The sequence below is a fragment of the Rhodobacter sp. JA431 genome, from assembly GCF_900217725.1.
GTDB classification, from domain to species: Bacteria; Pseudomonadota; Alphaproteobacteria; order Rhodobacterales; family Rhodobacteraceae; genus Rhodobacter; species Rhodobacter aestuarii.
Genome location: NZ_OBMP01000005.1, coordinates 197,097 through 215,171 on the forward strand (window position 1 = coordinate 197,097; position 18,075 = coordinate 215,171).

Here is an 18,075-nt window from a genome sequence, read left to right on the forward strand (position 1 = left end):
TCACGTGGCCGGGTTCTTCTCCCTCCCTGTCCGAGCTTGCGAATGGTCCGCCTTCTGGAACTCCTCTGCCTGCTGCTGCGCCGCGTCATATCGGGCGTGGTCATCTTGCTATTTGCAGTGATGATGACCTCTGTCCTCGTGCAGGTCGCTGGTCGCTACATCTTTAACTTTTCCATCGCGCAGGCCTCCGAGATCGCGACCTTTTCGCAGATTTGGCTGGTTTTGCTTGGCGCAGGCATCGCGGTCTCGCGCAGTCAGCATGTCGCTATTGATGTGGTGCCCGCGATGTTGCCGCGCGCGCAGGCGCGCCTTGCGCTTTTGGCCATTTCTGGCATCTCCATCGCGTTTCTGGCCGTGCTTGCCTATGGCAGCCTGCCGCTGATCAAGATGGGCGCGTTTCAGACCTCGCCGACTTTGCGTATCCCAATGAAATACATGTATTTCTGCTTGCCTGCCGGGGCCGCCTATATGGCGCTCGAAATGGTGCTTGCCGTGATCCAGCGCTGGCACAACCCTTTCCCCAGCGAACAAGTTGACCCGCATGAGGAGGCCATCTGACATGCTGGTTATTGCTTTCGCTTTCATCATTTTGCTGACGCTGGGCGTTCCGGTGGTCTTCGTCCTTGGCGTTTCGGCGGTGACCGCGCTGGTCACCACGACCGATGTGCCGGTCGCGATTGTCAGCCAGCGCGTCTTTGCCGGGCTGAACTCCTTCACTCTCGCCGCGATCCCGTTTTTCGTCTTTGCGGGCGTGATCATGGATGCAGGCGGCATCTCCAAGCGGATCGTCGAATTCGCCTCGGCGCTGATCGGCTGGGTTGTTGGGAGCCTGTATCAAGTCTGTTGCGTGGCGGCGGCGGGGCTTGCGGCAATCTCGGGTTCGGGTTCTGCGGACACCGCGGCGATTTCCGCCATCATGCAACCCCAGCTACGCCGAAAGGGGTATGATGTGGAATTTGGCGCCGCGCTGATCGCCTGCGCGGGCTCTATTGCGCAGGTCATCCCACCAAGCCTGACCATGGTCGTTTTGGCCGTGATCTCCAACGTCTCCATCGGAGCGCTCTTCATTTCCGGCGTCCTGCCGGGCCTTATGTGCATCTTGATGCTGATGGGCGTCGCCTATTGGCGCGCCAGCAAGGGCGGCCATGTCTACCGCGAAACCGAGCCTTTCTCAATTTCCCGCCTCGGGAGCACCGGATGGGCCGCGCTGCCCGCTGCAGGCATGCCGTTCCTCATTCTTGGCGGCATTCTTGGGGGCGTCTTCACGCCGACCGAAGCGGCCGCCGTCTCCGGCTTTTACGGCCTTCTCGTCGGTCTGTTTGTCTATGGCGAACTCAAACTCTCTGACTTGCCGCAACTTGTGCTGCGCACGGTCTCGCTTTCCTCGGCGGTGATGTTGATCATTGGCACCGCCAGCGTTTTTGCCTGGCTCATCGCCAATGCCAATGTGCCGCAAATGCTGGGCGAATGGATCGCCGCCGTCTCCACAAACAAGTTCGTGTTCCTGATCATCGCCAACTTGCTCTTCCTGTTCGTTGGCATGTTCCTGGAGACCATCGCCGCGATTCTGATCATCGTGCCGGTGCTCTCTCCGATTGCGGCACAGATGGGGGTGGACCCAATCCACTTGTCTTTGCTGGTGATCGTCAATTGCGCCATCGGCACGGTGACGCCGCCCTATGGCGTTTCGCTTTTCGTCGCTTCCAGCGTTGCCAACCGCTCCGTCATGCAGGTATCGCGCCGTCTCGGCCTACCGCTGGCGGGGCTGTTCCTGATGCTGATTGCGGTGACCTTCATTCCCGATTTGTCGCTGTTCTTGCCGCGACTTTTCGGGCTCATCGACTAAAACTTCAAAGGCAAAGCCCATGACCAAACTCAAAGTGACAATCTCCGGCATCGAATTCGACGCGCGTTTCGAAGAAGAGGCCGCCCCCAAAACCGTCGCCGCTTTCCGCGCCCAACTGCCCTACAAAAGCCAAGTGGTGCATGTGCGCTGGAGTGGCGAAGGTGTCTGGATTCCGCTCGGCGAGACCGATTTCGGCGTCGACTACGAAAACCACACCAGCTTCCCCGCCCCCGGCCAATTTGTGCTTTATCCCGGTGGCATCTCAGAGACGGAAATCCTGCTCGCCTATGGCGGGGTGCATTTCAAATCGAAGATGGGGCAACTGGCGGGCAACCACTTTATCACGCTGACCTCCAATCTGGACAAGCTTGCCGAAATCGGGCCAACGGTCCTGTGGGAAGGCGCGCAAGAAATCCTCTTTGAGGAAGTCTGAGCCGCTACTGAACGCCGGAGCCATCCATTGACCCAAGATCCGATCAGTTACGGTGCACGGCTGCGCCAGTTGGCCGCCGAGCGCGGCACCGCAGAGGCCGTGCGCTTCCTGCCCGCTCGCGGCGAGGAGCAGAGCCTAAGCTGGGCGGAGCTTGACGCAATGACTGACCGTTTCGCCCGCGCGCTGGCGGCGCGCGGGGTGGGGCAAGGGGCTATTGTTGGCTTCGCGCTGCCCAACATCCCCGCGCATCTGGCCTTGGCGCTGGCGATCTGGCGCGTGGGCGCCACCACGATGGTGCTCGACCCCGGCATTCATCCCGAGACCGCCCAAGCCATGAAGGCGCGCAGTGGCGCAGCACTCGTGATTGGGCGGGAGGCAGGGCAAGGCGATATCACCCTCGCGGAGTTCATCACCTTGGCCGATGGCCTTCCGCGCACGCCTGTGGAAGACAAGATTTCGGTTCCTGGTAAAATCGTACTTTCGGGCGGCTCGACCGGCCTGCCCAAGATGATGTGCGACACCCGCCCCTTCGCGCGCATCCCCGGCCAAAGTTGGGGGCGCGTGGCACCAAGCCTTGGCTTTCGGTGTGAGCAAACCCAACTCGTTTGTGCCGCGATGTCCCATAACGCGCCGTTCACTTGGGCGCAAAATGGCCTTTTCGAAGGGAACCGCTTGGTGCTGATGGAGCATTTTGATGCGGTGGCGGTGTTGCAGGCCATTGACCGTTTCGAAATTGGCTTTGCGATGGTCGTGCCGACGATGATGGTCCGGATGATCGACCATTTCGAAGAAAGCGGTGCAACGCTCGAAAGCTTGCATGCGCTCTATCACACCGGCGCCCCCTGCGCGCGCTGGCTCAAACAGGCTTGGATTGATCGGCTTGGCCCAGAGCGGGTGACAGAGATGTATGGCTCGGGCGAAAACACCGGCCAGACAGTGATTTCGGGCGCAGAATGGCTGCGCCATCCCGGTTCGGTCGGTTGCGGATTTGAGACCGAAATTCGCATCTATGGCGAGGCAGGCGAGATCCTCCCCCCCGGGGAGGTGGGTGAGATTTTCATGCGGCCTGGCGATCCCGATGGGCGCAGCAATTACTTTGGCTCCGACGCGCCCCAACCGCGCCGCGATGGGGACGGGTTTCAAAGCATCGGCGATCTGGGTTGGCTGGACGCGGAAGGGTATCTCTACCTCAGCGGGCGGCGCGACGATGTGATCAACACCGGTGGCGTCAAAGTTCACCCCGAAACGATCGAGGCGGTACTTTTGACCCATCCGCAAATCGCCGACGCGGTGGCCTTCGGGATTGAAGACCGCGAATGGGGCCAGAAGGTCGTCGCCGTCTTGGTTGCAAAACCCGGCGCGTGCCCCTCTGTCGATGCCTTACATGATTTTTGCGCGGAACATCTCAGCCGGGCAGAGACCCCCAAGGTCTTTCGTCTGTGCGAGACCTTGCCGCGCGACGGCTTTGGAAAAATCCGCCGCCGGATGCTGGCCGTAAAACTCGCGCAAGAAGAGATTTGATCCCCCGAGGGCAGACACAATAGGCCGGGCGAAGGGGCTCGCCCCACGCTCCTGCGCGATAAAACCTTGGCTTCACGCGCCCCGTCCCGCCCAAACTGATGCAGATCAAGGCAAGCACCACCGCTTATGCGCAAATGCGCATAAGGAGGCACGCACCGATGATCCTGATCACCCTCTCCGCGCTTGCCGAGCCCACCCGGCTGCAAGCGATGCAACTGCTCTCTGATGGCTCGGAACATTGCGTCTGTGAATTGATGCGCAAGCTTGGGGCAACGCAAAGCCGGATGTCGCGGCATATGCAGGTGCTCAAGCAAGCTGGGCTTGTGGTGGATCGGCGCGATGCGCAATGGGTGCGCTATTCCCTGAACCCCGCGATGCCACCCGAAATCGCGCGTGTTCTCGCCGCTGTGGTCGAGGCCGCGCCACGCATGCGGGAGGTTGCCGCATGAGCACCGAACTCCCCCTCTCCACCCCGCGTCATGGCTGGAGCTGGCATCTGGGCGTGGTCGCCTTCCTGATCCTTTGGGCCCTCATCTACCAACAATTGCAGCCACTCTCTGAGGTTCTTACAAGCCTCCTGCCCGTGGAGCGGCACAGCCATACAGGCGAGGCGATTGCCTTCTTTCTGTATGACGTGCCGAAAGTGCTGTTCCTGCTCACCCTGATCGTTTTCGCGATGGGGGTGGTGCGCAGCTTCTTCTCGCCCGAGAAAACCCGCGCTGCGCTTTCGGGCCGACGCGAAGGTGTTGGGAATATCATGGCGGCGGGGCTCGGGGTGCTGACGCCGTTTTGCTCTTGCTCGGCGGTGCCACTGTTTTTGGGCTTTGTGTCGGCCGGGGTGCCGCTTGGCGTCACCTTTTCCTTCCTGATCGCCGCGCCAATGGTGAACGAGGTGGCCTTGGTGCTGCTCTTTGGTCTTGTGGGCTGGCCGGTCGCGCTCACCTATCTTGGCTTCGGGCTCGCCATCGCCGTTGTGGCGGGCTGGGTCATTGGCAAGCTGCGGCTGGAAGGTTGGCTGCAAGATTGGGTGCGGGATCTGCATTCGGGGGCCAGCACCCCCGCCACCGTTACAGACACGCCCCTGACTTTGGTGGACCGTTACCGCCAAGGCATCACAGCGGTGCGGGACATTCTGGCAAAGGTCTGGCTGTGGGTCATTTTGGGCATCGGCATGGGAGCGGTGATCCATGGTTATGTGCCGCAGGAGCTGATGGCCCGGATCATGGGCGCCGATGCGTGGTGGTCGGTGCCTGCCGCAGTCGTGATGGGCATTCCGATGTATACAAATGCCGCTGGCGTGATCCCAATTGTCGAAGCGCTTTTGGGCAAGGGCGCTGCGCTTGGCACCGTGCTCGCGTTCATGATGAGCGTGATCGCGCTCAGCCTGCCCGAAATGATCATCTTGCGGCAGGTGCTGACCCTGCGCCTGATCGCCGTTTTCATTGGCGTGGTGGCCAGCGGCATCCTCGCTGTCGGCTTTTTGTTCAACCTGCTTTTCTGAAAGGACGCTCCATGAAATCCGTCAAAGTCTATGGTCCGGGCTGCAAGCGCTGCGAAACCACTGCAACCATGGTGAAAGAGGCCGCCGAGAAACTGGGCATCGCTGTTGATGTGGAGAAAGTCACCGATCCCAAAGCCATTGCGCTGGCGGGGGTGATGTCGACCCCCGGCATTGCGATTGATGGCAAGCTTGTTCACACGGGCGGTCTGCCCGAAGCCGCGAAGATCGAAGGCTGGTTGAGCGCGTAAGCTTTGGGCCAGCGCCGCCTTATCGCGGCGCGGCCCCACTCAGCCGCATCACCAATTCTTCACGCAAAAGCCCTTCATCCTCGCCGCTATCGCGTGCCAACCGCTTAAGCCCAAAATGCACACGGGCAATTTCTTGGTAGTAGCTGGTGAACGCGTAATTCACCGCCGCCCCGGCTACAGCCCCCAAAACCGGCACCGTTTGCGTGGCGAGCTTTTGCCCCAAAGCTGCGGCCAAACGCGGTGCGACCTTGGCCACCAACCCATGCAGCCCCGCCCCGGTAATGGTCATCCGCGCGGTCAAAAAGCCCATATCCGCGCCGTCATCGGCCTCAAGCGGACCCGCAGAGGCAAAGACGCGCAGGCATTCCAGCTTCACCTCATCGCTTTCGGGATCAAAACCATGTTCGGCGGCAATCCCTTGGATCGCGCGCAACAGCATGGTGATGGTGAAAGGCAATTCCGCCAAGGCGCTTGGCAGCCCGCCCGCGCCCCCTGCCGCGCCCAAAGCCGTTGTCAGCACCTTGTTGACCCAGTCGGGTCGGTCAGACACCACGCCACGCGAGCGGCTTGCGGCCTCTAGCGCGGCATCAAGCCCGCGCTCGGTCGCAGATTGTAGCCCATCGCGCACCGGTGGCGGCAAGCGCCCCAGCAGGCTTTCCGTCGTGCCACCGACAAAGGTGATCACCTGCATCATCGGGCCAGAGGCGGCGCGGTGGCGCTTGGCCAAGTCTTCTAACTGCGAAGTCAGACCCGGATCGGTCACGGGTAGAAGGATTTCAGGCTGCATCGGCTCCCCCTGTTTTCCCAAATATGGGAAGCCAGACCGGGCATCGAAAGATCAGGGCGTGAATTTCTCAACCGCGCCGCGCACCCCCGCCCAAGCGCCGGGTTGCAATTCCAGCCCCAAAACACGTTCCGGGTTCGTCGGCGGTGGCATTTCCACATCGTCAAGCCGCTCAAAACCAAAGCGCTGGTAATAGGGCGCATCGCCCACCAAAAGCACCCGCTCCCAGCCAAGCTTGCGCGCCTCAGACAGGCTTTCGCGCATCAAAAGCCCGCCCACCCCCTCGCCTTGGCGGGTGGGGTGCACCGCCACGGGGCCGAGCAGCAACACCCTTTGCCCGCCCACCAGAACCGGCCAATAGCGGATCACCGCGGCCAAGACGCCATCTTCACGCAGCGTCAGGCACAAGGCCCTCACCGGGAGCACATCTTCGCGCAGTCGGTAGGAAGAGAGCGCCGTACGACCCGGCGCAAAGCAGAGGTCATAAAGCGCCTCTACCTCCCACCAATCCGCCTCTGTCTCTTCCTCGAGCTGATACATGCCGCCCCCAGGTCTTATCTTGGCCCGCGCCTAACACGCGGAGAAGACAGGTTCAAATCAAAGCGGGTGCCTTCCTGCGTTTAGCGCCGCGCGCTGTGCAAAAGCGTATAAACACCTGAAGCCACCACCAGCGCCGCGCCCAGAAGCGTGGCCAGATCCGGCTCTTCGCCAAAGACCAAAACACCCAAGATCAGCGCAAAAATCAGCCGCGTGTAGCGGAACGGGGTGACGACAGAGACCTCGCCCGTGCGCATCGCCGCCGTGAGCGCCCAATAGGCGGCCACGCCAAAAGCCACTGCCCCCGCAATCGGCAACAACTCCATCGGGCGCGGGGTCGTGGCTCCACCGGTAACGGCCAAGATAATCGCCCCCGCCGGGATCAACGCGGCAAAGCCGTAAACCCCAAGCTGGAAATTTGTCAGCACTTTGGGCGCAGCCCGCGTGGAAAGATCGCGCCCAGCAAAGCCCAAGAGCCCCAGCACGGTCCAAAGTGCGGCGGGCACAAACCCCTCCAAACCGGGGCGCAAAATCACCAACACGCCCAGAAAGCCCACTGCAATCGCCCCCCAGCGCCGCGCATCGACCCGTTCACGGAAGAAAAGCGCAGCCCCCGCCACCACGACCAAAGGCGTGGCCTGCAAAATTGCCGAGGCGTTGGAAAGCGGCGTCAGCGCAATGCCGAGTGTATAGCCCAGCCGCCCGACAATCTCGAACCCTGCCTTCACCAGCATCAATCGGCTCGCCACCGCGCGATGCCACAGCGGCTGCCCCGCCCCTAAAGCCAACGCCGTAAAGACCGCCATGCCCCCCGCGCCAAACAGCATCAGCACTTCACCCACGGGCAAATGCCCCGCCGCGCGTTTGACGAACATGTCTTCAAGCGCAAAAAGCGCCATGGCGACCACCATCAGCACTGCGCCGCGCAGATTTTCCATTGGCTCTCCCTGCCGCTCTCCCAAGCGGGTGAAAATATGACGCGGGAAGCAAAGGCCCTACGCCCTTTCCACACCCGCTCCCCCGGCCTAATCTCGCCCTGCCGCATAAGCAAGCGCGAGAGGAAGGCCATGACTGCAGAACGGGTGATCGGGGTGATCGGGGGCTCGGGTGTCTATGACATCGACGGGCTGGAAGGCGCAACATGGCAGGCGGTCGAAACCACCTTTGGCGCGCCCTCGGATGAGCTATTGGTGGGCAGCTATGACGGTGTGAAAATGGTGTTCTTGCCGCGCCACGGGCGCGGCCATCGGTACACGCCCTCGACCGTGCCCTATCGCGCCAATATTGCCGCGATGAAGATGATGGGCGTGACGGATCTTGTTGCCGTTTCCGCCGTAGGTTCGCTGCGCGAAGACTATGCGCCGGGCGATTTTGTCGTGGTCGACCAATATATCGACCGCACCTTCGCACGCGATAAGACCTTTTTTGACACCGGGCTCGTCGGCCATGTTTCGGTCGCGCATCCGACCTGTAGCCGCCTGTCGGCCCATTGCGCCGAGGCCGCCCGCGCGGTGGGCGTGAAGGTGCATGACGGTGGCACCTATGTCGCAATGGAAGGGCCGCAATTTTCCACCGAAGCCGAAAGCGAACTCTACCGCAGTTGGAAGGCCGACATCATCGGCATGACCGGTATGCCCGAGGCGAAACTCGCCCGCGAAGCCGAGATGTGCTACGCCTGCGTCGCCATGGTGACCGATTATGACTGCTGGCACCCCGACCATGATGCGGTGGATGTGGCCCAAGTGATCGCCACGGCCACCGCCAATGCCAATAAGGCGCGCAGCCTTGTGGCAGCGCTGCCCGCATTGTTGAAAGGCCCGGCAGAGGCTTGCGAAAAAGGCTGCACCCATGTGCTGGATGGCGCGATCATGACCGCGCCTGCGAAACGCGACCCTGAAGTGATCGCCCGTCTGATGCCCGTGATGGGCCGGGTTCTGAAAGGCTAAGAGATGAAGACCGTCAAAGACTATATCCGCACCATCGCCGATTTCCCGCATGAAGGGATCATGTTCCGCGATGTCACCACGCTCTTTGCCGATCCGCGCGGCTTCCGCATGGCGATTGACCAACTGTTGCACCCGTGGGCGGGCGAAAAGATTGACAAGATCGTCGGGCTTGAGGCGCGCGGCTTCATTTTGGGCGGCGCGATTGCGCACCAGCTTTCCAAGGGGTTCGTGCCGATCCGCAAAAAGGGCAAGCTGCCGGGGCAAACGCTCAGCCAAGCCTATAAGCTCGAATATGGCGAAGCGATCATGGAGATCCATGACGATGCCATTCAACCGGGCGAAAAGGTGTTGATCGTTGACGACCTTCTGGCCACCGGCGGCACCTGCGGCGCGGCGATCCAACTGATCGAGCGGCTCGGCGGGGACATTGTTGGCTGCTCCTTCATTGTGGACCTGCCCGAACTCGGCGGGCGCAAGCTTTTGGGCGATTTGGGCATGGACGTGAACGTCCTGTGCGAATTCGAAGGGGCATGAGGGGCGCCGCGCTCCTTCTTGCGCTGCTGCTTTCCGCGGGGGCGGCCACAGCCGATGTGGCGCGCCCGCGCGACCTTGAAACGCTTCTGGCCGTTTTGCAAAACGCCGCCCTTGCGACGGGCGACGCGACCGAGGTGCAGATCCGTGACGACAAGCTCTACCTGACATGGAAGGGCACTGCGCTGATCGCCGATCCGCACAACCTGTTCATGGAGATGCAACAGGCGGCGAGCGATGCGGAGCGGCAAAAGCTGGTCGATACCTATTTCGCCGCTTTCGACGATATCTTGCAGCTTGATACGGGCGTTCTCGACCCGGCAAGCCTGATGCCGATCATCCGCCCCAGCACTTTTGCCGAACATATCCCCGATGCCAAATCGGTGGCTTCTGAGCCGTGGTTTGCCGGGCTCTCGATCTATCTGGTCGAAGATTCGCCAAGCTCCACCGCCTATCTGCGCGATGACCGGATGCTGGCGGCAGGGTTGGATTTTGAGACCGCCAAGAAACAGGCGCTGGCCAATCTGAGCACCCTTAGCCCGCGCTTCGAGCCGCTTGGCCCCAAGCGGTGGGGGCTGGCGCTTGATGGCTATTATGAAAGCTCGCTTTTGCTTGAGAGTGAGCTTTGGCGGCGCATGGCCGAAGACCAAGGCGAGATCATCATGGTCGTGCCCAGTCGTGACGCGGTGGTGATTGATGCCAGCGGCGATCCGGCGGCAGTGCAAGAGTTGGCCATCTTCGCGCAAGAAAGCGGTCGCGCCCGTCCTTACCCGGTCTCAGAATATGTGTTCGGCTGGAAAGGGACGCATTGGGAAATCCTGCCCAAACAATAGGCGACATCACTCTTCGAACACGGCAAGTGTCTCCGATTACAAAAGAAAACCGGCCAGAGTTAATGCGGTTAACCTTCCGGTAACCCGAATCGCGCTACCCCAAACGGGCCTGATGGTTCTGCTGCTTGCAAACACGTGAACCAAAAGTGCAGCGCCCTGCCCACCCCGGCAGGGCGCACCCATTTCAGGCCTTATGTGGCGCAGACAAAATCACCCCTGGGTTCAAAATTCCGCGCCGATCAAGCGCGGTTTTCACCGCCTGCATCATCGCCAATTTCGCCGGGTCCGCGGTGCGCGCAAGCTCCCCAACCTTGAGCCGCCCAATCCCATGCTCGGCCGAGATCGAGCCATCAAACCGCTCCACCACCAGCTTATGCACCGCTTCCATTACCGGCGGCGCATCATAGTCCGAACGGCTGCGCCCTTCGGCAGGGAAGACGTTGAAATGCAAATTGCCGTCGCCCACATGGCCAAAGCAATTAAGCCGGAAGTCGCCCATCGCGTTCAGCAAAACAGTGGCCTCGGCAATAAAGTCTGGGATCGCGGCGACCGGAACCGCAATGTCGTGGCTGGAAATCGCCCCAATGCGCCGATTGGCGAGCGGGATCGACTCACGCATTTGCCAAAGTTGCGCCGCCTGCGCCGCCGATTGCGCGACAACGGCATCGGTGACGCGATCCCCCGCCGCCTCATAAAGATCGGCAAAGGCGGCCTCTGCCTCCATCCCCGCAGGCAGGCCAAGGTCGATCAGCACCGACCAGTCTGGGTCTTGGGCAAAGGGCAGATGCACCTCTGGCCCCACCGCACGTAAGAAGCCAAGCCCCCAGCCAGAGATCAGTTCAAACGCGCTCACGCAGCCCGCAAAGCGCGCCTGCGCCAACCCCAATAGTTCCACTGCCGCTTGCGGAGATGTCACGGCAAAGACAGCGGTGCCTTCCACCGCTGGCGGCTCATAAAGCCGCAAACTGGCAGCGGTGATCAGCCCCAAGCTGCCCTCTGCCCCGATCATCAAATCGCGCAGATCATAGCCTGTGTTGTCTTTCGCAAGCCGCTTCAGCCCGTGCCAAATCGTGCCATCGGCCAGCACCACCTCCAGCCCCAAGCACAGCGCGCGCGCATTGCCATAGCGCAGCACATTCACGCCGCCCGCATTGGTGGCGAGACACCCGCCGATCTGCGCCGACCCTTGGGAGGCGAGCGTCAGCGGAAAGCGCCGCCCCGCGCTTGCCGCATGGTCTTGCACCGCTTGAAGCGTGGCCCCGGCCTCAATCACCAAGCTTTGCGCATCCATCGCACGCAAAGCGGTCATCTTTTCAAGGCTCACCAACACCGGCGCGGGGCCATCCGAGCAGACCTGCCCGCCCACAAGCCCGGTGCCGCCACCATAGGGCACGACACCCACGCGCGCAGCATGACAAAAGGCCATCAGGGCAGAGACTTGCGCGGTATTGGCGGGCTTTGCGAGCACGCCCGCCTGCCCCTTCCAGCGCCCGCGCGGCTCTTCCAGATAGCGCGGCTCGGGCACGCCCATCCACAAATCGGGCACAGCTTCAGCCAGCTTTTGGACAAAGGCATCATCGGCGGGGTTCAGCATCCTGCCCTCTTCTTTTGAGCTTACGACCGACAGCGCCTAGCCAATATCGGTGCGCCCGCGCCGGTCAAGGCGCAGGTTGGAATAAAGCACATGGTTGCGCCAGCGCCCATTGATCTGCAAATAGCTTTGCGCGACGCCTTCATATTTGAAGCCCGATTTCTCCAGCACGCCGCGCGAGGCGGCGTTTTCGGGCAGGCAAGCGGCCTCAATCCGGCTCAGATCCAGCGGACCAAAGGCATAGTCGACCACCGCGGCAATCGCCTCGCGCATGTAGCCTTGGCGGGCGTAGCGTTCCCCCACCCAATAGCCCAAGGTGCCCGCCTGCGCGGGGCCACGGCGAATGTTATCAAGCGTGATCGCGCCCAGCACTGTGCCCGAATAGGTCTCGATCAGAAAAAACGGCAGCGCGGTCCCCGAAGCCTCTGCCCGCGCGGCCCAATAGACGCGGTTGGCAAAGGCTTTACGGCCCAGATGATCCGAAGACCAAGCCGGTTCCCAAGGCGTAAGAAAATCACGGCTTTCCGCGCGCAAGGTGGCCCAGCCACGGTAGTCGGAATGCATTGGCAGGCGCAGCGTCAGCCGCTCGGTCTCGACCAATGGCTTCCGACGACGCATGAACATCAGGCTGCGAGCCTCCGCCGCAGCCCCTCAAGATCGGGCGCCAATTGCGCGGGGCCATAAAGCGCAAGCGCAGTCCGGTCTTGCGAGATCATCCGGCCCGCATAGTCGCGCACGGCTTCCACGCTTACCGCATCAATCCGGTTCGACACTTCATCAAGCCCCGGCACGCGGCCCCAAATAGCGATATTGCGCGCCATCCGCTCGGCCCGGCTGGAGGGGCTCTCAAGACCCATCAACAGCCCCGCCTTCATTTGCGCACGGGCGCGAGCGACCTCCGCCTCGGTCATATCCTCGGCGGCGCGTTTGAGTTCCTCCACCGTGAGCCCGCACAAATCGGCCACTTCCTCGCCCGAAGTACCGGCATAGATCGTGATCATGCCGGTATCGTCATAAGCGCTCGCTTGCGCGAAGATCGAATAGCACAGCCCCCGCTCTTCGCGGATTTTTTGGAACAGGCGCGAAGACATGCCCCCGCCCAGCGCGGTGGAATAAACCTGCGCGGTGTAAAGATCGGCGCCTTGGTAGGATGGCCCCTCAAACGCGAGCGCGAAATGCACCTGCTCGAGGTCTTTCAACTCGCGCCGTTCATGGCCCGACCACGCAGCCTTTTGCACATCGCGTTTGCCGATGGCAGAGAGGTGACCGAACAAAGCCTCCGCCTGTTTCACCACGGCATCATGGTCCACGGCACCCGCGGCGGACAGGATCATTTGGTCGGGGCCATAATGCTCGCCCACGAAGCAAGACAGATCCGCACGGCCAAAGTTAGAGACTTTCTCTGCCGGGCCCAAAATGGTGCGCCCAATCGCCTGATCGGGGTAAGCGGCCTCTTGCAGCCAGTCAAAAATGATATCGTCGGGCGTGTCGAGCGCTTGGCCGATCTCTTGCAAGATCACATGACGCTCAACCTCAATCTCCCGCGCATCGAAGACCGGGTTGAGCACGATGTCGGAAATCACATCCAGCGCCAGCGCCACATCATCGCCCAACACCCGCGCGTAATAGGCCGTGGTTTCGCGCGAAGTGTAGGCGTTCATATAGCCGCCCACATCCTCAATCGCCTCGGCAATTTGCAGCGCATTGCGGGTTTTCGTGCCCTTGAACGCCATATGTTCAAGGAAATGCGCGATCCCGTTTTGCTCGGGCCGCTCATGCCGACCGCCCGCTTGCACCCAAACACCAATGGAGGCCGAGGCAAGGCTCGGCATCCGCTCGGTGACGATGCGCAAACCGTTGGGCAGCGTCGTCAGGTTGATCATGCGCGGCGCTCCTGCCGGATCAGCGCCTCAAGTGCGGCAAGGTCATTCGGCACGCGGGTCACGCGCTCGTCACGCTCAAACAAATCGGCCATGCGCGCGGGCAGCGGCGGGCGGATGCCGGTGGCCGCTTCGACCGCATCGGGGAATTTCGCGGGATGCGCGGTGGCCAGCGTCACCATCGGCACCGGCGCATGCACATGGGTATGGCCCACGCGCACGCCCACAGCCGAGTGCGGGCACAACAGTTCGCCCGAACGGGCCAATTCTTCTGCAATCGTCGCGCTGGTTTCGGCTTCCGACACGCTGCCCGAGGCATAAATCTCGCGCAGGGTTTGCAGCGCACCTTGAGAGACGCTGAAACCGCTTTGGGTTTTCAGTTCTTCCATCAGTTGCGCCACGGCCGCGCCATCCTTGCCATAAGCAAAGAACAACGCACGCTCGAAGTTCGACGAGATTTGAATATCCATCGACGGGCTGATCGAGGGTTTCACCCCATCCATCCGATAGTCACCCGTGGTCAGGCAACGGTGCAGGATGTCGTTTTGGTTCGTGGCGATCACCAGCTTGTCGATCGGCAGGCCCATTTCCTTGGCAATATAGCCCGCGAAAATGTCGCCAAAGTTGCCCGTCGGCACGGTGAAGCTGATCTTACGCTCCGGCGCGCCAAGGCTGACAGCGGCGGTGAAGTAATAGACAACCTGCGCCAAAACCCGCGCCCAGTTGATCGAGTTCACGCCTGCAAGGCCGACCTCGTCGCGGAAAGCGAAATCGTTGAACATGTCTTTGAGGCGGTTTTGGCAATCGTCAAAGGTGCCATCCAGCGCCAAAGCATGGACGTTTTCCTCCGCAGGCGTCGTCATCTGGCGGCGCTGCACTTCCGACACCCGGCCATGTGGGAACAGAATGAAGACATCGACATTCTCAAGGCCCTTAAAGGCCTCAATCGCCGCCGAGCCAGTATCGCCCGAAGTCGCACCAACGATGGTGATGCGTTTGCCTTCTTTGGCCAAAGCCAATTGGAACAGCTGACCAATGATCTGCATGGCAAAATCTTTGAACGCAAGCGTCGGCCCGTGGAACAGTTCCAGCAAGTGATGGCCCGGCGCCAATTGCACCAAGGGCGCGCGGGCGGCATGGCCAAAGCCCGCATAGGCACGCTCAATCGCGCCGCGCAATTCGGCCTCGGTGAAAGCGGCGCCAACGAAGGGCGACATCACCCGGAACGCCACCTCTTCATAGCTGCGCCCCGCAAGGTCTGCGATTTCTCCGGGGCTCATCGCCGGCACCCATTCAGGCACATAAAGGCCGCCATCGCGGGCAAGCCCGGTCAACATCGCCTCGGCAAAGCTCAGAACCGGGGCCTGACCCCGGGTGGAGATATAGCGCATCGTTCGCCCTTTTCTTGCGTTGCCGCGTGATACGCGAGATCGTCGGGAGTGTCACGCCCAAGGATGCAAGGCAAATGGCCACAATCCGACCGATCCGCGCGCATTCGCGTGATTGGCTTCCCTTTCGGGCCCCTCGCCCCTATTTCTGAACCATGACACCACAGGAGCCCGCGATGAGCCAAGACCAGTTCGCCCCTTTCGAGAGCCATATCGACGAGGCCAAAGCTTTGGGCGTGCTGCGCGAGGCCACGGAAGGCGCCGAAGATGGTGAATTGTTCCTTGAGCGGCGCCGTTCAGAAGCGCTGGTCTTTGACGATGGCCGGGTCAAGAACGCCTCTTATGATGCCTCGGAAGGGTTTGGACTGCGCGCCGTGAAGGGCGAAGTGTCGGGCTTTGCCCATTCGACCGAGATTTCGGAAGCCGCGCTAAAACGCGCCGCAGAAACCGCGCGTCTGGCCGTGGGTGATGGCGGGGGCGTGATGGCTCCGCCGCCTTCGCGCACCAATCGCGCGCTTTATGGCAGCGCCGATCCGATGGCGGATGCGCCCTTTGCCACAAAAATTGACCTCCTGCGCGAAATTGATGCTTTCACCCGCGATCTGGACAAGCGCGTGGTGCAGGTCACCGCCAGCATGGCCGCAAGCCTGCAAGAGGTGTTCATTCTGCGCCCCGAAGGCGGGCTGGTGAGCGATATTCGCCCAATGGCGCGGCTCAATGTTTCGGTCATCGTCGAAGAAAACGGGCGGCGCGAAAGCGGCAGCCACGGGGGCGGCGGGCGGTTTGGCCTCGCGGGGCTCTTGGAACCGCATCATTGGCAAGGCGCGGCGCGCGAGGCGCTGCGGATTGCGCTGGTGAACCTTGTCGCCGAACCCGCCCCCGCGGGGGCCTTTGATGTGGTGCTTGGCCCCGGCTGGCCCGGTGTGATGCTGCATGAAGCCGTGGGCCACGGGCTTGAGGGCGATTTCAACCGCAAGAAAACCTCTGCCTTCGCCGGGTTGATGGGCACACAGGTCGCCGCGAAAGGCGTGACCGTGGTGGATGATGGCACGATCCCCGACCGGCGCGGCTCAATTTCCATTGATGACGAAGGCACCCCTTCGGCGCGCAATGTGCTGATCGAAGATGGTGTGCTGGTGGGCTATATGCAGGACCGGCAAAATGCGCGCCTGATGGGCGTTTCCCCCACCGGTAACGGGCGGCGCGAGGGCCATGCCCATCCGCCGATGCCGCGCATGACCAACACCTATATGCTAGGAGGCACCACCGACCCGGCGGCGATTCTCGCCGATCTGAAAGATGGCATCTATGCGGTGGGCTTTGGCGGCGGACAGGTGGATATCACCAACGGCAAATTCGTCTTCAACTGCACCGAGGCCTATCGGGTGAAAAACGGTGTCATCGGCGCCCCGGTCAAGGGCGCAACGCTGGTGGGCGACGGCCCGGCCGCGATGAAGGGCATCCGCGCGATTGGCAATGACATGGCGCTTGATCCCGGTGTCGGCAATTGCGGCAAGGCCGGGCAATGGGTGCCGGTGGGCGTGGGCCAACCGACGCTCCTGATTTCGGGCCTGACGGTCGGCGGATCGGCCGCTTGATTCGACGCCCCAAACGCCAGAATCAGAAAGGCCGGAGGGACGGTCTGTAATCCAAGCTCATTTTTTGCGATTTTTTTGAAATTTTTTCTCAACTCAGGGGAGAAAGGGTTTCCCGGTAATATTTTGTTAAGATTAACGGGGCAAATTGAAGGTGCGACGAGGCGGAGGGACGGATGAAAACAAGTTTGTTTTCTTACCCCACCCCCTTCACCCCACCCACCACGGAAGAAGACGAGCTCTCGTTTCTCCGCCTCGCTCGCTCCCGTCGTGTCGGGGCCACGACTTTCCACAGATTGCTGACAGAACATGGCTCCGCACAGGCGGCGTTGGACGCCCTGCCCGATGTGGCGCGGGCCGCTGGCGCCACCGGCTATAGCGCCTGCCCGCGTTCCGTGGCCGAGGCGGAATGGGCGGCAGGGCATCGCGCAGGCGCGCGCCTTTTGCTGCCAGGCACCGCACATTACCCCGAAGATCTGCTGCAATTCCCTGACGCGCCCCCGCTCCTATGGGCTCTGGGTGACCCGGTTTTACTCAACCGCCCCCGGATTGCGCTTGTCGGGGCCCGTAACGCCTCATCGCTTGGTCTTCGGATGGCGCGCAAGCTTGCCGAAGAATTGGGCAAAGAGGGGTTCACGGTCGTTTCGGGCCTTGCGCGGGGCATTGACGCCGCCGCGCATGAAGCCGCCCTGCCCACCGGCACCATCGCCGTAACCGCAGGCGGCATTGATGTGATCTATCCGCAAGAAAACAAAGGCTTGGCCGAGAAAATCGCCAAAATGGGCCTGCGGCTTTCCGAACTGCCGCCGGGGGTGGAGCCACAAGCGCGCCACTTCCCACAACGCAACCGGATCATTGCCGCGCTTTCCCGCGCCACTTTGGTGGTGGAGGCGGCCGCCCGCTCTGGCAGCCTGCTCACCGCGCGCATGGCGCTTGATTACGGGCGCGAGGTGATGGCGGTGCCGGGCCACCCGATGGATGCACGCGCCTCTGGCTGCAATATGCTCATCCGCGATGGCGCCACGCTTATTCGCGGTGCGGAAGATGTGCTGGAGGCGCTTGGCGCGCCGCCCGAGACCATAAAACCCGTCAAATCCAAAACCGCGCCCCACGGCCCAGCACCGGCCCCAGCAGCCCCGGCATCACCCCCGCAAACAGCCCCCAAAACCAGCCTGCGCAACCGCTTGCTCGCACTTTTGGGCCCCGCGCCCACGCCCGAAGATGCGGTCATTCGTGACCTTGGCACCGATGCGGCCACGCTCTCGCGCGAACTCCTTGCGCTAGAGATGGAGGGCACGGTCACACGTCATCCGGGTGGCATGGTAAGCCGCGGATAGCCCGCATCTGCCGTGCCAAGGCGGGTTTCATGCCGGATTGACATTCCCCCCAATCGCCCCGCATGGTCCGCCCTCAGCGAATTGAGAAGCGTAAGAACGAGGAA

General features: G+C 61.9%; 19 protein-coding genes. 12 read left to right on the top strand and 7 right to left on the bottom strand.

The features are described 5' to 3' along the window. The first annotated feature begins 42 nt into the window (after positions 1–42). The 7 genes from CRO18_RS12080 (at position 43) to CRO18_RS12110 (ending at position 5,549) form a co-directional block, all read left to right on the top strand. On the top strand, positions 43–558 hold the full coding sequence (locus tag CRO18_RS12080) for a TRAP transporter small permease (RefSeq protein ID WP_097082298.1): 516 nt from the start codon (positions 43–45) through the stop codon (positions 556–558). A 1-nt stretch (position 559) separates the two neighbouring features. Next, a complete protein-coding gene (locus CRO18_RS12085; RefSeq protein WP_097082299.1) occupies positions 560–1,846 on the top strand; it encodes a TRAP transporter large permease in 1,287 nt (428 codons plus the stop codon). Between the two features lie 19 nt (positions 1,847–1,865). Beyond that, a complete protein-coding gene (locus tag CRO18_RS12090; RefSeq protein ID WP_097082300.1) occupies positions 1,866–2,279 on the top strand; it encodes a DUF3830 family protein in 414 nt (137 codons plus the stop codon). 27 nt (positions 2,280–2,306) lie between these two features. After that, positions 2,307–3,800, top strand: a complete 1,494-nt coding sequence (locus CRO18_RS12095) for an AMP-binding protein (protein WP_097082301.1) — start codon at positions 2,307–2,309, stop codon at positions 3,798–3,800. A gap of 158 nt (positions 3,801–3,958) precedes the next feature. After that, entirely contained in the window at positions 3,959–4,249 is a 291-nt protein-coding gene (locus CRO18_RS12100) for a metalloregulator ArsR/SmtB family transcription factor (protein WP_097082302.1), read from the top strand. Then, positions 4,246–5,301: a permease gene (locus CRO18_RS12105; RefSeq protein WP_097082303.1), complete on the top strand. Its 1,056-nt coding sequence runs from the start codon at positions 4,246–4,248 to the stop codon at positions 5,299–5,301. The genes CRO18_RS12100 and CRO18_RS12105 overlap by 4 nt, the downstream gene beginning before the upstream one ends. 11 nt (positions 5,302–5,312) lie before the next feature. Then, on the top strand, positions 5,313–5,549 hold the full coding sequence (locus tag CRO18_RS12110) for a thioredoxin family protein (protein ID WP_097082304.1): 237 nt from the start codon (positions 5,313–5,315) through the stop codon (positions 5,547–5,549). A gap of 19 nt (positions 5,550–5,568) precedes the next feature. Here the strand turns inward: CRO18_RS12110 and CRO18_RS12115 are convergent, their stop codons facing one another. From CRO18_RS12115 to CRO18_RS12125, 3 genes are all read right to left on the bottom strand, one after another. Next, positions 5,569–6,336 carry an EcsC family protein gene (locus tag CRO18_RS12115; RefSeq protein WP_076483794.1) on the bottom strand — a complete coding sequence of 256 codons (768 nt, stop codon included), beginning with the start codon at positions 6,334–6,336 and terminating at the stop codon, positions 5,569–5,571. Positions 6,337–6,387: 51 nt separating this feature from the next. Then, a complete protein-coding gene (locus tag CRO18_RS12120; protein ID WP_097082305.1) occupies positions 6,388–6,873 on the bottom strand; it encodes a GNAT family N-acetyltransferase in 486 nt (161 codons plus the stop codon). 80 nt (positions 6,874–6,953) lie between these two features. Continuing rightward, entirely contained in the window at positions 6,954–7,808 is an 855-nt protein-coding gene (locus CRO18_RS12125) for a DMT family transporter (RefSeq protein ID WP_097082306.1), read from the bottom strand. Between the two features lie 129 nt (positions 7,809–7,937). Between CRO18_RS12125 and CRO18_RS12130 the strand changes: the two genes are divergently transcribed. Genes CRO18_RS12130 through CRO18_RS12140 form a run of 3 tightly spaced genes read left to right on the top strand, consistent with a single transcriptional unit; the run spans position 7,938 to position 10,180 of the window. Then, a complete protein-coding gene (locus CRO18_RS12130) occupies positions 7,938–8,816 on the top strand; it encodes an S-methyl-5'-thioadenosine phosphorylase (RefSeq protein ID WP_097082307.1) in 879 nt (292 codons plus the stop codon). Positions 8,817–8,819: 3 nt separating this feature from the next. Next, complete coding sequence (locus tag CRO18_RS12135) at positions 8,820–9,350, top strand: adenine phosphoribosyltransferase (protein WP_076483798.1); 531 nt, start codon at positions 8,820–8,822, stop codon at positions 9,348–9,350. After that, positions 9,347–10,180 (top strand): DUF1444 family protein, encoded by an 834-nt coding sequence (locus CRO18_RS12140; protein WP_097082308.1) that lies wholly within the window; start codon positions 9,347–9,349, stop codon positions 10,178–10,180. Before CRO18_RS12135 ends, CRO18_RS12140 begins: the two co-directional genes overlap by 4 nt. A 184-nt stretch (positions 10,181–10,364) precedes the next feature. On the opposite strand, the gene CRO18_RS12145 is transcribed toward CRO18_RS12140, so the two are convergent. Genes CRO18_RS12145 through thrC form a run of 4 tightly spaced genes read right to left on the bottom strand, consistent with a single transcriptional unit; the run spans position 10,365 to position 15,042 of the window. Continuing rightward, positions 10,365–11,774, bottom strand: coding sequence for an FAD-binding oxidoreductase (locus CRO18_RS12145; RefSeq protein WP_097082309.1), 1,410 nt, complete (start codon positions 11,772–11,774; stop codon positions 10,365–10,367). 36 nt (positions 11,775–11,810) lie between these two features. Further along, complete coding sequence (locus CRO18_RS12150) at positions 11,811–12,395, bottom strand: GNAT family N-acetyltransferase (RefSeq protein WP_076483801.1); 585 nt, start codon at positions 12,393–12,395, stop codon at positions 11,811–11,813. Beyond that, positions 12,395–13,654 (bottom strand): pitrilysin family protein, encoded by a 1,260-nt coding sequence (locus CRO18_RS12155; RefSeq protein ID WP_097082310.1) that lies wholly within the window; start codon positions 13,652–13,654, stop codon positions 12,395–12,397. Before CRO18_RS12155 ends, CRO18_RS12150 begins: the two co-directional genes overlap by 1 nt. Beyond that, on the bottom strand, positions 13,651–15,042 hold the full coding sequence (gene thrC, locus CRO18_RS12160; protein WP_076483803.1) for a threonine synthase: 1,392 nt from the start codon (positions 15,040–15,042) through the stop codon (positions 13,651–13,653). The genes CRO18_RS12155 and thrC overlap by 4 nt, the downstream gene beginning before the upstream one ends. A 173-nt stretch (positions 15,043–15,215) precedes the next feature. Here thrC and tldD point away from each other — a divergent pair, with 173 nt between their 5' ends. Continuing rightward, positions 15,216–16,637, top strand: coding sequence for a metalloprotease TldD (gene tldD, locus CRO18_RS12165; RefSeq protein ID WP_097082311.1), 1,422 nt, complete (start codon positions 15,216–15,218; stop codon positions 16,635–16,637). Between the two features lie 173 nt (positions 16,638–16,810). Beyond that, a complete protein-coding gene (gene dprA, locus CRO18_RS12170; protein WP_097082312.1) occupies positions 16,811–17,971 on the top strand; it encodes a DNA-processing protein DprA in 1,161 nt (386 codons plus the stop codon). Positions 17,972–18,075 lie beyond the last annotated feature (104 nt).

What these genes read in the sequence shown, in the direction of transcription:
- CRO18_RS12115 (WP_076483794.1), bottom strand. Translation starts at nt 6,336, where the DNA reads ATGCAGCCTGAAATCCTTCTACCCGTGACCGATCCGGGTCTGACTTCG.
- CRO18_RS12080 (WP_097082298.1), top strand. Translation starts at nt 43, where the DNA reads ATGGTCCGCCTTCTGGAACTCCTCTGCCTGCTGCTGCGCCGCGTCATA.
- CRO18_RS12125 (WP_097082306.1), bottom strand. Translation starts at nt 7,808, where the DNA reads ATGGAAAATCTGCGCGGCGCAGTGCTGATGGTGGTCGCCATGGCGCTT.
- tldD (WP_097082311.1), top strand. Translation starts at nt 15,216, where the DNA reads ATGAGCCAAGACCAGTTCGCCCCTTTCGAGAGCCATATCGACGAGGCC.
- CRO18_RS12085 (WP_097082299.1), top strand. Translation starts at nt 560, where the DNA reads ATGCTGGTTATTGCTTTCGCTTTCATCATTTTGCTGACGCTGGGCGTT.
- CRO18_RS12155 (WP_097082310.1), bottom strand. Translation starts at nt 13,654, where the DNA reads ATGATCAACCTGACGACGCTGCCCAACGGTTTGCGCATCGTCACCGAG.
- CRO18_RS12135 (WP_076483798.1), top strand. Translation starts at nt 8,820, where the DNA reads ATGAAGACCGTCAAAGACTATATCCGCACCATCGCCGATTTCCCGCAT.
- CRO18_RS12110 (WP_097082304.1), top strand. Translation starts at nt 5,313, where the DNA reads ATGAAATCCGTCAAAGTCTATGGTCCGGGCTGCAAGCGCTGCGAAACC.
- CRO18_RS12105 (WP_097082303.1), top strand. Translation starts at nt 4,246, where the DNA reads ATGAGCACCGAACTCCCCCTCTCCACCCCGCGTCATGGCTGGAGCTGG.
- CRO18_RS12130 (WP_097082307.1), top strand. Translation starts at nt 7,938, where the DNA reads ATGACTGCAGAACGGGTGATCGGGGTGATCGGGGGCTCGGGTGTCTAT.
- CRO18_RS12090 (WP_097082300.1), top strand. Translation starts at nt 1,866, where the DNA reads ATGACCAAACTCAAAGTGACAATCTCCGGCATCGAATTCGACGCGCGT.
- CRO18_RS12120 (WP_097082305.1), bottom strand. Translation starts at nt 6,873, where the DNA reads ATGTATCAGCTCGAGGAAGAGACAGAGGCGGATTGGTGGGAGGTAGAG.
- CRO18_RS12140 (WP_097082308.1), top strand. Translation starts at nt 9,347, where the DNA reads ATGAGGGGCGCCGCGCTCCTTCTTGCGCTGCTGCTTTCCGCGGGGGCG.
- dprA (WP_097082312.1), top strand. Translation starts at nt 16,811, where the DNA reads ATGAAAACAAGTTTGTTTTCTTACCCCACCCCCTTCACCCCACCCACC.
- CRO18_RS12145 (WP_097082309.1), bottom strand. Translation starts at nt 11,774, where the DNA reads ATGCTGAACCCCGCCGATGATGCCTTTGTCCAAAAGCTGGCTGAAGCT.
- CRO18_RS12150 (WP_076483801.1), bottom strand. Translation starts at nt 12,395, where the DNA reads ATGTTCATGCGTCGTCGGAAGCCATTGGTCGAGACCGAGCGGCTGACG.
- thrC (WP_076483803.1), bottom strand. Translation starts at nt 15,042, where the DNA reads ATGCGCTATATCTCCACCCGGGGTCAGGCCCCGGTTCTGAGCTTTGCC.
- CRO18_RS12100 (WP_097082302.1), top strand. Translation starts at nt 3,959, where the DNA reads ATGATCCTGATCACCCTCTCCGCGCTTGCCGAGCCCACCCGGCTGCAA.